The following is a 13,086-nucleotide window of genomic DNA, read 5'->3' on the forward strand; positions in this document are numbered from 1 at the left end:
CTCAGGCCGGTGTTTTGGTATCTGCATACAGGGATTACAGCTCGTCGCGGGGTGTGGTGACGTAGTCAGGTAGTGTGCTGATCGCGCGCTCCTCTTGTAACACAGTGGCAGGATCAAGGTTTCCACCCACGTTGCGCGGATCCGTCGGTATGGTGGAGGGGATCACCACCGCCTGCTCCGCCAGGCGCCATCCCAATATGGTTTCGAGGCGTCCACCTTCTTCTTCCGGCCCTGTGATGGCGTCCAGTTGCAGCGGCAAGGGATGCCCAATCAGGCGACTGACCTCATCAACAGCATCAGAGGACGCCAGTGTCAACGAAGTGGCATAGAGACGGGGCAGGGCGGTACGGGGAACATAGACCCGTAACAGGACGCCATTGCGGATCCGTCCCCGCTCATCTGCGTCCTGATCCTGGGCGTAGCCATAGGCGAGGGCAGGATCTCCTGCGACATAGAAGCCTTGCCAGGGGGCTATCGAGGATTGATCGCGCTCGTGAACGCCTTCAAACACTATGCTGTGGGCCGCTTCGATAAAAGTGCCGTGGTAGCCGACAAAGGCATAGCCACTGTCAATCAACTGTTGATGGGCCTGGCTTAGACGGGCCATCGACCAATTCTGGGTGCCAGCCGTTGTAAAACGGACGCTCTCCCCCTCACCCAGGAAGTTGGCACCATTCGGATAATCTCGCTCTTGCAGGGCATTGGCACTGTCGGCCGGAGAAAGGCAATTGAGATCTGCAGCCGGACAGGTGAGATTGACGACATCTGCGCTGGCAGCTTGCTCTTGAGTATTGTCTGCATGCTGTCGGGTAAAGGCGTCACTCTGGGCGGCGGCCATGGTCAGGGCCAGTCGCGCCTGGGCCGGGTTTTCCCGAATGGCTTGTGCCAGCTGCCCTCGGGGGGTTGAACCATCCTCGGGAGTGGTGTGGCTCAGCGCCTGGGCAATCACGGAATCAAGCTGGGACCATGGCAAGCGTGTCAGGATATAAAGGGTGATCAGATTGTGGACCGGGTAGCCGCATTGGCTCAGTTCTTCCCAGCCTCTGGGTTGACGACTGCGCGCCAACGCTTCGAGCGGAATGGCACACACCTGATGGGTGGTCAGGGCTGCCAGGCTGTCGGCCTTGGCAAAATGGAGGCGATGGCTGATGGCGGTAGGGACAATATGGGTGTCGTGAGAAGCCGGAGTCCCAGCCAGTATCCGATAAACCTTGCCTTCCCAGGTATCACCCAGATTACAGCTGCGTTGAGATAGATAGTTGTAAACCGCATCCAGCGGGTCCAACAGGCAAAGCACCTTGCCGGTATGCCACTCGCTCCAGCGCTTTTGGCGACTGTGATGGGTCGGCGCGGCCACGAAGCCGACTCCCGCAGCGCTGAGGGTGAGTGTGCGGTTGACTTCGTTGTTTTCAACATGTCTGACATAGAGTGTCGCGTTTTTTGCCATGTTGCGCAGCAGAGCGTCACTGACTTCGATGCTGTAAATGGGGGAGATGTGGCTGATGTCGGAACCTGCATCCAGCTCATGGAAGAAGACCTTGATGCTGGCGGGCGCTTCATTCCCGACGGGCACCAGCCAGTGCAGGGACCAACTGCCCTTCCCCTGTCTGTGGTAGCTGTAACTGCGAGGCTCCTTGCCTGCGGTGGCGCTGGTTAGCGTGATGCTTGAGCCATCGCTGCGCAGGGTCAGGGCATTGTCGATGGCGAGTTTGAGGCTGTTGCTTCCTTCACCCAGCACCATGGAGTAGTGCAATACGCCTTGTTCTGCTTGTTCATCAAGCAAAGTGGAGAGATCGAGTTGGCTGGATCTGACACCTTGGCCAAGGTCCAGGTTGCAGCGGGTTGCGCACTCCTGCCAAAGATTGAATGACTCTTCCGCCATGGCCGGTGAGATGACACCGCCTAACATGGCCAAGCCACTGAGTAGAGAAGCCCATTTTGCATTTTTCCGCATGTTTTTACCTTCTGGTGATATCAGGGCCACTGGTGTGTGGCGTTGTCTTCCTTGGTGATTACGACATCATCCCTGCCAGACGAAATGAGAATTATGCTCGTCTGAGCTCCTCACCATAACGGCCCATAATGCTGGGGCAACCCTCCATATGGGGTCGGTTAATATGTTTAAAATCAATGTGATATGAAATCATCTGTTGATGATTTACACAGCTGGCAGTGGTGAAGGGCATGATGGCAACCGTTTTGCCAGCGAGGAAGCGGGCAGGCAGGAGACATCCTCACCCGGTCGGGGTGAGGATGTGCTGATGCAGAAGGGTCAATTGACGGCGACGGGGTTGGGGGCCTGCTTGGCCAGCCCCATTACGCTGGGGTAGTGGCGGGGATCCAGGCGCAGCACCAGCAGGCTCATCAGCGCCAATCCCCCCAGTTGCCACTGCCAGGCGGCCGCGAAGTCGCCACTCAGATGATGGAGGCGGGCCGCAACCCAGGGGCCGGTTGCCGCCAGCATAAAGCCGAATCCCTGCATCAGGGCGCTGAGGGTGCCGGCGCGGCGCGGGTCAGGCAGGTGATCCAGCGCTATCACCATGATGAGGGAAAAGCTGCCGCCAAGCCCGGCGCCGCACAGCATGCACCAGAGGATGGGGGCGGCTTGTGGGGCGAGCCAGAGGCCGCCAAATCCTGCTACCTGCATGATGATGGCAAGGCCCATCCAGGGGCGGCGATCTGTGTTGCGTGCCGCCAGCAGTGGCAGGCCGAGACCGCTGGCTGTCTGGGCCAGCGCCAGCCAGGCCACCAGCTCGCCTCCCTGCTGGGCGCTCCACCCTTGCGCCATATAGGCGGGCGCCAGCCAGGCGACCACGATGCCGTAACCGCTGTTGATGATGCCAAAGCAGCCGATCAGCAACCAGCTGCGGGGCAGGGTGATCAGCCGTTGCTCGCCGTGGGGAATAGCCACCACGGCGGCGCTTGGCAGGCGGACTTTCCACCCTAGCCAGACCATGGCCAACAGCACCGGCAGGCTCCACAGGGCAAGCGCCCGCGACCAGTCGAGGCTTGCCGCCAGTTGCGGGGTGAGGCTGGCTCCCAGCGCCCCGCCTCCCATCATGCAGGCAGAGAAGATCCCCATCACCAGTGGCACCTTGTGGGCGAAGCTCTGCTTGATAAGGCCGGGCAGCACCCCTTGCACCAGCGCCGAGCCGAGGCCACAAAGCGCCGCGCTGGCGATCAGCAGGGCGCCGCTTTGGGCATCAAAGCGCATGGCGTTTCCCATCCCCAGCAGCAAGAGAGCAGCCCCCAGCAGTTGGCTTGGGCCCGTGAGGCGGCGCAGGCCAGGTGTGATCAGCACGCCGACGCCGATAAGCCAGAGGGGCAGCAGGGTGAGCCAGGCCAGGGTATCCATGCCGAGGCCAAGGCGGTTGTCTATCGCTTGGGCCAGCGGCCCTATGGCGGTGAGAAAGGGACGCAGATTGAGGCCAATCAGGATCACCAGCACCAGCAGGGCCAGATCCTGCTTGCTGTGGTGCAGGGTGCTGGCGGGCAGGTCCTTACTCATGGGCTGGTTCCGCCTCTGAGTTGTCTCCATAGAGCGCGGCGGCGGCGAGGGCGACTGGCAGCTTGATGAGGGGCAGAGGTGGCGGGCTGAGGGGCAGTCGCAGCTTGTCATAGCTCGATGTGCTGTCAAAGCCGAAGGGGGCCGCATCATGGTTATCAAAGGCGTAATAGACGGCGCGGATGCCATTCATCACCAGCGCACTCAGGCACATGGGACAGGGGTGACCGCTGGCGTAGACGATGGCCCCCGCCAGCGGCCCGGATTGGCTGGCCTGGCGCAGGGCTTCCAGCTCCGCATGGCGGGTGGGGTCACCCTCCAGATGCATGGTATTGACGGCGCTTGCCACCAGTCGGTCATTTTGTACCAGCAGGGCCGCGAAGGGGCGACCTCCTCGCTGCCGATTCTGCAGGGCCAGTTGCAGCGCCTGCTCCAGCCACTCTGGATGGGAATGGGCCGTGAGGGCGGTCAGCGACGAGACAAGGTGGGAGCCGGCGGGCTCGGCAGGAGAGTGGGGCATGAGAGAAACCTTGAACCTATGGGGGAGCAGACCAGCCTAGTGGCGCCATCAATCATTTGGAAATTAAATGATAGAATGACATCCAGTAATTTTGTAAATGGAGAATGCCATGCTGGATCCCCTGTTGCTGCGCAGCTTCGTCGCCATCATAGACACCGGCAGCTTCACCCGTGCCGGTGAGCGGGTGCACCTGACCCAGTCCACCATCAGCCAGCAGATACGGCGCCTCGAGCAGCAGCTCGGCTGCCCGCTGCTGGACAGAAGTGGTCGTCAGGTGGTGACCACGGCGGAGGGGGAAAAACTGCTGGGGCTGGCCCGCCGCATTCTGGCGCTGCTGGCAGAAGCCGAGGCACAGGTGACAGAAGCGAGCCTGCAATTGAACCTGGGGGTGCCGGAGGATTTCGCCGCTGGCGCCATTGCCCCCGTGCTGGCCGCATTTGCTCGCCAATATCCACAGGTGCGGCTGGAGGTACAAAGTGGCCTCAGCCACGGGATTTGGCAGCGCTTCGAGGCCGGTGAGCTGGATCTGGCGCTGGTCAAGCAGGGCCGGGGGCGAGGAGCACCACTCGCCAGCTGGCGTGAACCCCTGGCCTGGGTCGACAGCCGCGACTGGCCTGCCTGTGATCGCGATCCCCTGCCGCTGGTGGTGTTCCCAAGTGAAGGGCTCTATCGACGCCAGATCACGGATGCGCTCGATGGGCAGGGGCGGCGCTGGCGCATCGCCTATGTCAGTGCCAGCCTCGCCAGCTTGCAGGGTGCGGTGAGCGCCGGGATCGGGGTCAGTCTGCTGCCAACACGCCTGTTGCAACCGGATCAGGTGGCTCTTTCGCACTGGCCCAGGATCAATCCGGTCGAGTTGGCCCTGCATCTGGGGGCGGAGCGGGGCGAACCCCTGGCCCGCCTCAGCGAGGCCCTGATCGCCCTGTGCGACCAGGTGATGGGGCCTGCCTGAATGGGTCGGGCGCGCTGTTGAGGGGCCAGCTTCAGGCCATGGCCTGGCGCGGCACAACAGCGAGCCAGAGTTCCACTTCGCCGCTGCCGGTGTGGGGGTCATATTCGGCGCCATAGCGCTCGAAGTCGGGCTGGTGGGCAGACTGGTAATCCGATTGCGCCAGCCAGTCCAGTGCCTGCTGCCAGGTGTTTGGCATGGTCGAGACATGACCCTGATGCAAAAAGACGGCATAGGTCTGGGGCTGGATGCGCATCCGCCCCAGCGTCTTGGGCAGTACCTCCAGCGCGGCGACTTCCACCGCGCACATATATTCGCATTCCGTGGCGGTCACGCCGCAAATGACGCCATAGGCATGCTCCCCCAGCTGGCCCGGCAGCGGGCCCAGGGCGCTGAAATCGCGCCACTGACCGCCGAAGTCGGCGTGCGCGAATGCATGATGGCGACGCAGGCCGCCAAACAGCATGGGGCGGCCACTTTCGAAACGGATGGGATCTGTCATCTTGCCTCCTGTGCGGGGTGAGGCGGCAGCGCTGCCGCCCTCAGTGATCCTTGCCTTCCTTGAGCTTGCGTTGATAGTCCTCGGACACGATGGCCAGCGCAGCCAAGGCCAGCGCGGGATCGATCCGGTTGGTTTCCAGCAGCTCGATAAGATCCACCGCCAGCTTGACCTCGGGCGGGGCATTTTCCAATGACATGACAGACTCCGTAATGGGAAAAGCGCCATTATACAGAGCCGCACCCGGATAGGGACCGGCCCTGTATCACAGGGGATGAAGGGCTCAGAGGTGCTGACGCATCTCCTTGTCTATCTCCTCGCGCAGGGCCATCAGTTTTTTGGCGTATTGCTGCAAGCTCAGATCGGCGGCCGAGACAGGTTGCCACTGGGGCACCCTGGTCGGTGTGCCCGTCTCGTCCATGGCGACGAAGATGATGATGCAGTGGGTGGTCTTGTGGCGCTGCCGGTCCGCTGGATGGCGGCTGTAGACATCCACCGACAGGTGCATGCTGGTTGTGCCTGTGTGGATCACCTGGGCGTGTACCTCCACCAGTTGGCCTATCTGGATGGGCCGCAGGAAGCGGATCCCCCCCACGTAGACGGTGACCGCATAGCCGCTGCACCAGCCGGCGGCGCAGGCGTAACCGGCCTGATCGATCCACTTCATCACCATGCCGCCGTGCACCTTGCCGCCAAAGTTCACGTCGGCGGGTTCTGCCAGAAACTGCAGGGTCAGCTCGCGGGGTGGGGTCATGCTCTCTCCTTGTCTTGACATAGTCGCGGTACCGGTTGGTTCATTGGCGCCATGGCGGGCCTGAGAAGCTGGCCAGCATTTATGTCAGGTATACCGCGAATGGCGACAAGATGCACAGCGCCCGGCGTGATATTGGGCGCGTATTCACTCTTGGTTCATAAACTCGGCGCAAGCATGGGGGGTCAATTGCGAGGAGTCATGATGAAACAAATGCTGGATCAGTTGTTGGGCGCTGGCAAAGGTTGGCTCAACGAAGGCGGCGACAGCCGCAAGGCGCAGATGAAGGGTATGGCGCAGGGCGGCTTGGCTGCCGGTGCCATGGCCTTGCTGCTCGGCAACAAGAAGATCCGCAAGTATGGCGGCAAGGTGGCGGCGGTGGGCGGTGCAGCGGCCCTCGGCGGGCTGGCCTACAAGCTTTATCAGGATTGGCAGGCCCAGCAGTCGAGCCCGGCGCAACCGACCCAGCCCCTCGATACCTTGCAGGGCAATGCGCTGGATGCCCGCGCAGCCTTGCTGGTCCGCGCCATGGTGGCGGCCGCCCGGGCCGATGGTCATATCGACAGTGCCGAGCGCGAGAAGATCCAGCAGTACCTGACCGAGCAGGGTCAAAGTGATACGGCACGCTGGATTGATACCGAGCTTGCCCGCCCCCTCGACCCTCATGCCCTGGCGCGTGAGGTGACCGACATGGAGCTGGCCACCGAGGTGTACCTTGCCTCCTTGCTCGCCATCGAGACGGATCACTTTATGGAGCGCGGTTATCTCGACGAGCTGGCCCGTGCGCTCAAGCTTGATGACAACCTCAAGAGCAGCATAGAGCGGCAGGTAGCCCAGCTGGCGCAGCCGGCCTGATCCCCGTCACGAACAAGGATTATCGACAAGGCCCCGTGACGGGGCCTTGTCGTGTCTGGTCACCGGCCGAAGGCCGATCGAGCCACTTCTTATCGGAGTGGGCAGCCACTATGATGGATCCTCGACCAAAAGGGAGCAGATGAGACCGTCTCATCGTCAGGGCACAGAGGCAAGGAGAGCATCCATTGGAAATACGCAAGGCACAGGAGCCGGACATCGACGCCATCCTCGAGCTGAACCGGCAGATAGGAGAGATCCACTATGAGCACTATCCCGAGGTGTTCTGCCCGCCTTCGCCAGAGGAGCGGGCATTCTTGCTCACTGCCATCGCCGCCGAAGGGCGACTGTTTTGCGTTGCCGAGCTGGATGGTGCTGTGGTGGGTTTTCTGACCGCGCGCATCGACATCAACGAGAGCATCCCGTTTCTCAGCAAGCAGCCCATCTGCCGCATCGGCTCAGTGGTGGTCGATGAGGGGCACCGCTCGCAAGGTATCGGCAGGGCGCTGATTGCTCACTGCGACCACTGGGCCAGGGCTCACGATGCCCACCAGATCCGGCTGGAGGTGATGGCCTTCAACGAGCGCGCCAAGGCGCTTTATGAAACATTAGGGTTCAAGGTGCAGTCACAGATCATGGCCAGATAAGTCGCGTTGTCTCCCACACAAAGGCCCGTTACAGGCCTCTGTTGTTTGCTTTTTCTGGTGAGTCATCTTCTGCCGGGCTCTGCTTATACGTTGCCGATATTGAGTGGCAGAATAATATCTAACTGTGCTGGTTTTAATGAACAAATGAAATTGTAATGCAGGGCTGGAACATTTTGTAACAATTTATGGAGTTGTAAAGGAATGTAATTCGACTCTTTACTTGTGGCAGGTGTGATCATGCGTTTAAAATGCACTGCGCATATCGTAGGCGCTGCTAAATAAAATCAACCACTGTGCAAGATAATATTGGCTAGTTACCTTTATGTTTTTCTTGTCAGAAACCGGATTGGTTTTACTTCCGTATTGTTTGTTCTTTTATTGGGAGATTGAGATGAAGATTTCTATTATCGCGACAGCATTGGTACTGGCTGGTTCATGTTTCGCTGCAAACGCTTCAACGGTTGGGGACATCGCCGTATATGCAACAGCAAAATCGCAAGGATCAATATCGATAGGAACTAAAGATGCTTACACAAAAACCTTTGAAATTGCTTTGGCAAAGCTATCTGGTAATGACATCGATTTATCAAAAACTTGCTTGAAAGCATACGCCAAGAATAATCAGGAGTTCAAGTTAGATACCGTTGATGAAGCCCTGGTTTCAGGTGTTCTGAAAAAGGGTGATATGGTGAAAGGGATTGCAGTATTTGCTGATAATAATGATGCTGTCCTTAACGCTGCACTGGTAAAAATATCTGATAACTGTCATTAAACTTCACCCTCAACTTATGATGTTGGAATGCCAGTCGCATACGCGACTGGTTGGGGAGATTAAATCGTGATTAAGGTTTATGCCGTTTTTATACGCATACGTTAAGCGCATTTTCCAAACATTTCATGTGCCATGGAAAGTGACGCTTATTCATACGAAGAGCTTTGCTTAAGTGTGGCGTCGATAAGCCCGGCCAGTTTGATCAGGGCGCTCTCCAACTGCTCGCTCCAGGGATGGGAGCTGTTGAGGCGCAGGCAGTGGTTGTACTGCCCCTGACTGGAGAAGAGCGCGCCGGGCGCCAGTGAAAAGCCGCAGGTGAGCGCCCTGGCGTGCAGTGCCCGACTGTCGAGACGGGTGTCAAACTCCAGCCAGAGGAAGTAGCCGCCATCGGGGGCGCTGATGCGCACTTCATCCGGAAAGAGGCGCAGCAGGGCGGCCCGCATCTGTTGCTGGCGCTGGGCCAGGGTGTGGCGCAGACGGCGAAAGTGGGCATCTACCCCGCCCTGGCGCAACATCTCGGCCAGTGCCAGCTGGCTTGGCACATTGGTCGACAGGGTCGACATCAGTTGCAGCCGCTGAATGCGCTCTGCATGGGGCCCTGCCACCACCCAGCCGACCCGAAAACCAGGGGCCAGGCATTTGGAAAACGAGCTGCACAGCAGGCTGTCGCCCCGCACATCCCAGCATTTGAGCGGCTTGGGCCGTTCACGGCCAAAGTAGAGATCGGCGTAGACGTCGTCCTCCACCAGTGGCACCTCATGCTGGCTCAGCAACTGCATCAGCGCCTGCTTGTGGTCGTCTGGCATTGTGTGGCCCAAGGGGTGCTGCACATTGCCCATCAGCCAGCACGCCTTGATGGGGCGCTGGGCCAGCGCCTCGGCCAGCAGGGCGAGATCTATGCCCACCCCCGGGATCACGGGGATCTCCACCGCATTGAGTTTCAGCCGCTCTATGGCCTGCAGGGCGCCATAGAAAGTGGGGGATTCCACCACCACCCAGTCCCCCGGCTCTGTCAGTACCTGCAAGCTCAAGGAGAGTGCCTCCATGGCCCCGGTTGTGATGATGATCTCCTGCGGGCTCACCGCCAGGCCATCACTGGCGTAGCGCTGGGCGATGGCGCGGCGCAGCGCCTCGTTGCCGGGAGGCAAATCGGCTACTGTGCTGAAGGGATCGAGTTTGCGCATGCAGCTCGCCAGTGCGCGCCCGAGCTGGGGATGGGGGAACAGGGTCGGATCGGCCACCGACATGCCCAGCGGCACCAGTTCCCGTGACTTGCTCGCCTGCAGCACCTCGAACACCAGATCGTTGATGTCCACCGAGCCTGTGTAGTGCGCTTGCTGCTGTGTGCTGGCTAGCAGCGGGGAGGGGGCGGCCTTGACGTAGTAGCCGGACTGGGGCCGCGCCAGTATGAGACCGCGGCTTTCCAGCAGCTGATAGGCCTGCAGCACCGTCATGGGGCTCAGATGGTGGATCTTGCAGCTCTGGCGGATGGAGGGAATGCGCTCCCCCGCTTGCCAGACGCCGCTCGCTATCTGTTGTTGCAACTGATCTGCCAGCTGGCCGTAGAGGGACATGGGGCACTCAAACTGTTATAGGTGTAATTCACTATAACTGCATCTGTTATAGGTGTCATGACCCATGGTGTACTTAACGGACGAGAACCTGTCTGTTAAATGCAACATAGAGAGTCATGCATGATAAGCCTGGATGATGTGGTCAGCCTGTCCCGAATACAGTTCGGTGCGACGGCGATGTTCCATTTTCTGTTTGTGCCCCTCACACTGGGGCTGTCCTGGATCCTGGTGATCGCCGAGTCGGCCTACGTGATGACCGGCAAGGTGATCTACAAGGACATTACCCGCTTCTGGGGCAAACTGTTTGGTATCAACTTCGTGATGGGAGTGACTACGGGGATCACCCTGGAGTTCCAGTTCGGCACCAACTGGGCTTACTACTCCCAGTATGTGGGGGACATCTTCGGTACCCCGCTGGCGGTGGAGGGGCTGATGGCCTTCTTCCTGGAATCCACTTTGGTCGGCCTCTTTTTTTTCGGCTGGGACAAGCTCTCCCGCGGTCAACACCTGCTGGTGACCATGCTGGTGGCGCTCGGCTCCAATCTCTCCGCGCTCTGGATCCTCATTGCCAACGGCTGGATGCAGAACCCGGTGGGCGCCGAGTTCAACCCCGTCACAATGCGCATGGAGCTGGTGGATATCGCCGCCGTGCTGTTCAACCCTGTGGCTCAGGTCAAGTTCGTGCATACGGTGGCGGCGGGTTATGTGGCGGCGTCCCTGTTCGTGATGGGGATCAGCAGCTGGTATCTGTTGCGCCGGATGGAAGTACGCTTCGCCCTGCGATCCTTCGCCATCGCTTCGGGCTTTGGTCTGGCCGCCATCCTCTCGGTCATCATACTGGGTGACGAGTCGGGCTATACCTCGGGGGAGGTGCAGAAGGTCAAACTCGCCGCCATTGAGGCGGAGTGGGAGACAGAGCCAGCCCCGGCTGCCTTCACCCTGTTCGGCTGGCCCGATCAGGATGCCGAGACCACCCATGCCGCCGTCAAAATCCCCTACCTGATGGGCATCATAGCCACCCGTTCCTTCGATGAGGCGGTGACCGGCATCAAGGATCTCAAGGTGCAGCACGAGGCGCGGATCCGCAGCGGCATGCTGGCTCATGATGCGCTGGAAGCGCTGAGGGCAGATGGCAGCAACGCAGCCGCGCAGGCCACCTTCGAGCGTCACCGTCATGATCTCGGTTACGGCCTGCTGCTCACCCCCTATGCCAGGGAGATCGGCAAAGCAGATGAAGGGGCCATTGCCAGGGCCGTGGCGGACTCAATCCCGCAAGTGGCGCCACTGTTCTGGAGCTTCAGGCTGATGGTGGGGATAGGCATAGTGCTGCTGGTGCTGTTTGCCGCCTCTTTCCTGCAACTGTGTCGTGGCAGACTGGTGCAGTCGCCGCGCCTGCTCAAAGTACTGTGCTGGAGCATACCCCTGCCCTGGATTGCCATAGAGGCGGGCTGGTTCGTGGCCGAGTTCGGCCGCCAGCCCTGGACCATCAGCGACGTGATGCCGGTGTCTGCCTCCGTCTCCTTGCTGCAACCGGGCCAGCTCTGGTTCAGTCTCATCGCCATCTGTCTCATCTACACCAGCTTGCTGGTGGTAGAGCTGTTCTTGTTGCGTCATGTGATCCGCAAAGGGCCTGCCAGCCTGCAGACGGGTCGTTATCAAGGTGAAGTGTTGCAAAACGGGAGTCCTGCCTGATGGATTACGAAACCCTGAAATTGGTCTGGTGGGGGCTGGTGCTCTTCATGCTCATCGGCTTCGTGGTGATGGATGGCTTCGACCTGGGGGTTGGCCTGCTGTTGCCCCTGGTCGGCAAAACAGACGATGAGCGGCGGGTGCTGCTCAACAGTGTGGGCCCTGTGTGGGAGGGCAATCAGGTGTGGCTGATTGCCGGTGCAGGCGCCCTGTTTGCCGCCTGGCCCCTGGTCTATGCCGCCGCCTTCTCGGCGCTCTACGTGCCCTTCATGTTCCTGCTGTTTGGGCTTTTTCTGCGCCCGGTCGGCTTTGACTATCGCAGCAAGCTGGCCTCACCCCGCTGGCGACGCTGGTGGGACAGAGCCCTGGTGACGGGAGCCCTGCTGCCGACCCTGGTGTTTGGTGCGACGCTCGGTTTTCTGCTGCAAGGCTTGCCGTTTCGCTTCGACGCTGCCCTGCGCATCCACTACGGTGCCTTTGAGTTTCACTGGCCCTTGTTGTTGACCTGCATGGGCACGGCACTGGCCCTGCTGATGCTGCACGGTGCCAGCTTCTTGCAGTGCAAGACGCAAGGGGTTATCGCCGAGCGCTGCGCCCGTCAGAGCCTCTGGCTCGGCCCCCTTGCCAGTGGCCTGTTTGCCCTCGGCGGCGTCTGGCTCAGCCAGATGGCGGGTTACCAGATAAATGAGATAGGTGATCTTAATGGTGCCCTCACGCCGCTGATGAAGCAGGTGGGGCTGGCGCCGGCGGGTTGGTTCACCAACTTCCTGTCGTACCCCTGGCTCTGGAGTGTGCCGGTCCTCGGCCTCTTGCTGCCCATGGTGAGCACGCTGGCAAGCAGTTTTGGCCGGGCGCGGCTGGCCATCCTTGCCAGCGGCGGTGCCTGCGCCACCATGATGCTGACTATCGCCATCGCCCTGTTCCCCTTCGTACTGCCCTCGTCGCTGGATCCGTCGAGCAGTCTGACCCTGTGGGATGGCACCTCCAGCGAGCGCACCCTCTTCATCATGCTGGGGATAGTCGCCGTGCTGATGCCCATCAATATCGGCTACACCTTCTGGGTCTACCGGGTGGTGCGGGGCAAGGTGAGCACCCAGCAGGTGCGCCAGCACGGCCATAGCCTCTACTAACTCAACTAAAGGGACATCTCGACTATGTGGTATTTCACCTGGATATTGGGGCTGGGGTTTGCCCTGTTGTGCGGCTTGGTCAACCTGCTCTGGCTGGAGGCCCGCTGGGCCGCTGACGAGGATCTCAAGGAGTCTTGAGTCCGCTATCGCTGTTTTGGATATGGAAAAGGCCGACACCCAGTGTCGGCCTTTTGTCTG

General features: G+C 60.3%; 14 protein-coding genes. 7 read left to right on the forward strand and 7 right to left on the reverse strand.

Going from position 1 to position 13,086, the window contains the following annotated elements:
• Positions 1–34: 34 nt before the first annotated feature.
• The 3 genes from GWQ27_RS03805 to GWQ27_RS03815 form a co-directional block, all read right to left on the reverse strand.
• Positions 35–1,915, reverse strand: coding sequence for an exotoxin A binding domain-containing protein (locus tag GWQ27_RS03805; protein WP_345893531.1), 1,881 nt, complete (start codon positions 1,913–1,915; stop codon positions 35–37).
• A 357-nt stretch (positions 1,916–2,272) separates the two neighbouring features.
• Positions 2,273–3,508 (reverse strand): cyanate transporter, encoded by a 1,236-nt coding sequence (locus GWQ27_RS03810; RefSeq protein WP_275906715.1) that lies wholly within the window; start codon positions 3,506–3,508, stop codon positions 2,273–2,275.
• Positions 3,501–4,025, reverse strand: a complete 525-nt coding sequence (locus tag GWQ27_RS03815; RefSeq protein ID WP_275906716.1) for a nucleoside deaminase — start codon at positions 4,023–4,025, stop codon at positions 3,501–3,503. The genes GWQ27_RS03810 and GWQ27_RS03815 overlap by 8 nt, the downstream gene beginning before the upstream one ends.
• 109 nt (positions 4,026–4,134) lie before the next feature.
• On the opposite strand from GWQ27_RS03815, the gene GWQ27_RS03820 reads away from it, so the two are divergent.
• A complete protein-coding gene (locus tag GWQ27_RS03820) occupies positions 4,135–4,977 on the forward strand; it encodes a LysR family transcriptional regulator (protein WP_275906717.1) in 843 nt (280 codons plus the stop codon).
• Between the two features lie 31 nt (positions 4,978–5,008).
• Here GWQ27_RS03820 and GWQ27_RS03825 read toward each other — a convergent pair whose 3' ends face one another.
• The 3 genes from GWQ27_RS03825 to GWQ27_RS03835 all read right to left on the reverse strand — a co-directional run bounded on the left by GWQ27_RS03825 (position 5,009) and on the right by GWQ27_RS03835 (position 6,227).
• Complete coding sequence (locus GWQ27_RS03825) at positions 5,009–5,476, reverse strand: GyrI-like domain-containing protein (protein WP_219593663.1); 468 nt, start codon at positions 5,474–5,476, stop codon at positions 5,009–5,011.
• A gap of 40 nt (positions 5,477–5,516) precedes the next feature.
• Positions 5,517–5,672: a pleiotropic regulatory protein RsmS gene (gene rsmS / locus GWQ27_RS03830; protein ID WP_005310018.1), complete on the reverse strand. Its 156-nt coding sequence runs from the start codon at positions 5,670–5,672 to the stop codon at positions 5,517–5,519.
• 84 nt (positions 5,673–5,756) lie between these two features.
• Positions 5,757–6,227, reverse strand: a complete 471-nt coding sequence (locus GWQ27_RS03835; protein ID WP_059113603.1) for an acyl-CoA thioesterase — start codon at positions 6,225–6,227, stop codon at positions 5,757–5,759.
• A gap of 201 nt (positions 6,228–6,428) precedes the next feature.
• On the opposite strand from GWQ27_RS03835, the gene GWQ27_RS03840 reads away from it, so the two are divergent.
• The 3 genes from GWQ27_RS03840 to GWQ27_RS03850 all read left to right on the forward strand — a co-directional run bounded on the left by GWQ27_RS03840 (position 6,429) and on the right by GWQ27_RS03850 (position 8,495).
• Positions 6,429–7,079 (forward strand): tellurite resistance TerB family protein, encoded by a 651-nt coding sequence (locus tag GWQ27_RS03840; protein WP_059113604.1) that lies wholly within the window; start codon positions 6,429–6,431, stop codon positions 7,077–7,079.
• Positions 7,080–7,264: 185 nt separating this feature from the next.
• On the forward strand, positions 7,265–7,723 hold the full coding sequence (locus tag GWQ27_RS03845; protein ID WP_275906718.1) for a GNAT family N-acetyltransferase: 459 nt from the start codon (positions 7,265–7,267) through the stop codon (positions 7,721–7,723).
• A gap of 391 nt (positions 7,724–8,114) precedes the next feature.
• Positions 8,115–8,495, forward strand: coding sequence for a DUF4354 family protein (locus GWQ27_RS03850; RefSeq protein WP_275906719.1), 381 nt, complete (start codon positions 8,115–8,117; stop codon positions 8,493–8,495).
• A 146-nt stretch (positions 8,496–8,641) separates the two neighbouring features.
• On the opposite strand, the gene GWQ27_RS03855 is transcribed toward GWQ27_RS03850, so the two are convergent.
• Positions 8,642–10,069 carry a PLP-dependent aminotransferase family protein gene (locus tag GWQ27_RS03855; RefSeq protein WP_275906720.1) on the reverse strand — a complete coding sequence of 476 codons (1,428 nt, stop codon included), beginning with the start codon at positions 10,067–10,069 and terminating at the stop codon, positions 8,642–8,644.
• Between the two features lie 120 nt (positions 10,070–10,189).
• Here GWQ27_RS03855 and GWQ27_RS03860 point away from each other — a divergent pair, with 120 nt between their 5' ends.
• Genes GWQ27_RS03860 through cydX form a run of 3 tightly spaced genes read left to right on the forward strand, consistent with a single transcriptional unit; the run spans position 10,190 to position 13,026 of the window.
• Positions 10,190–11,761: a cytochrome ubiquinol oxidase subunit I gene (locus tag GWQ27_RS03860; protein WP_275906721.1), complete on the forward strand. Its 1,572-nt coding sequence runs from the start codon at positions 10,190–10,192 to the stop codon at positions 11,759–11,761.
• Positions 11,761–12,888, forward strand: coding sequence for a cytochrome d ubiquinol oxidase subunit II (cydB, locus tag GWQ27_RS03865; RefSeq protein ID WP_275906722.1), 1,128 nt, complete (start codon positions 11,761–11,763; stop codon positions 12,886–12,888). Before GWQ27_RS03860 ends, cydB begins: the two co-directional genes overlap by 1 nt.
• Before the next feature lie 24 nt (positions 12,889–12,912).
• The gene (gene cydX / locus GWQ27_RS03870) at positions 12,913–13,026 is read left to right on the forward strand and encodes a cytochrome bd-I oxidase subunit CydX (RefSeq protein WP_005310033.1); all 114 of its coding nucleotides are present in this window, start codon (positions 12,913–12,915) and stop codon (positions 13,024–13,026) included.
• The last annotated feature ends 60 nt before the right edge of the window (positions 13,027–13,086 follow it).

This window comes from Aeromonas sp. 5HA1, assembly GCF_029237245.1.
Classification (GTDB): Bacteria; Pseudomonadota; Gammaproteobacteria; order Enterobacterales; family Aeromonadaceae; genus Aeromonas; species Aeromonas salmonicida.

Excerpts from the sequence above, each read along its gene's own strand:
- GWQ27_RS03810 (WP_275906715.1), bottom strand. The coding sequence starts at position 3,508 with ATGAGTAAGGACCTGCCCGCCAGCACCCTGCACCACAGCAAGCAGGAT.
- GWQ27_RS03815 (WP_275906716.1), bottom strand. The coding sequence starts at position 4,025 with ATGCCCCACTCTCCTGCCGAGCCCGCCGGCTCCCACCTTGTCTCGTCG.
- GWQ27_RS03820 (WP_275906717.1), top strand. The coding sequence starts at position 4,135 with ATGCTGGATCCCCTGTTGCTGCGCAGCTTCGTCGCCATCATAGACACC.
- GWQ27_RS03825 (WP_219593663.1), bottom strand. The coding sequence starts at position 5,476 with ATGACAGATCCCATCCGTTTCGAAAGTGGCCGCCCCATGCTGTTTGGC.
- rsmS (WP_005310018.1), bottom strand. The coding sequence starts at position 5,672 with ATGTCATTGGAAAATGCCCCGCCCGAGGTCAAGCTGGCGGTGGATCTT.
- GWQ27_RS03835 (WP_059113603.1), bottom strand. The coding sequence starts at position 6,227 with ATGACCCCACCCCGCGAGCTGACCCTGCAGTTTCTGGCAGAACCCGCC.
- GWQ27_RS03840 (WP_059113604.1), top strand. The coding sequence starts at position 6,429 with ATGAAACAAATGCTGGATCAGTTGTTGGGCGCTGGCAAAGGTTGGCTC.
- GWQ27_RS03850 (WP_275906719.1), top strand. The coding sequence starts at position 8,115 with ATGAAGATTTCTATTATCGCGACAGCATTGGTACTGGCTGGTTCATGT.
- GWQ27_RS03855 (WP_275906720.1), bottom strand. The coding sequence starts at position 10,069 with ATGTCCCTCTACGGCCAGCTGGCAGATCAGTTGCAACAACAGATAGCG.
- GWQ27_RS03860 (WP_275906721.1), top strand. The coding sequence starts at position 10,190 with ATGATAAGCCTGGATGATGTGGTCAGCCTGTCCCGAATACAGTTCGGT.
- cydB (WP_275906722.1), top strand. The coding sequence starts at position 11,761 with ATGGATTACGAAACCCTGAAATTGGTCTGGTGGGGGCTGGTGCTCTTC.
- cydX (WP_005310033.1), top strand. The coding sequence starts at position 12,913 with ATGTGGTATTTCACCTGGATATTGGGGCTGGGGTTTGCCCTGTTGTGC.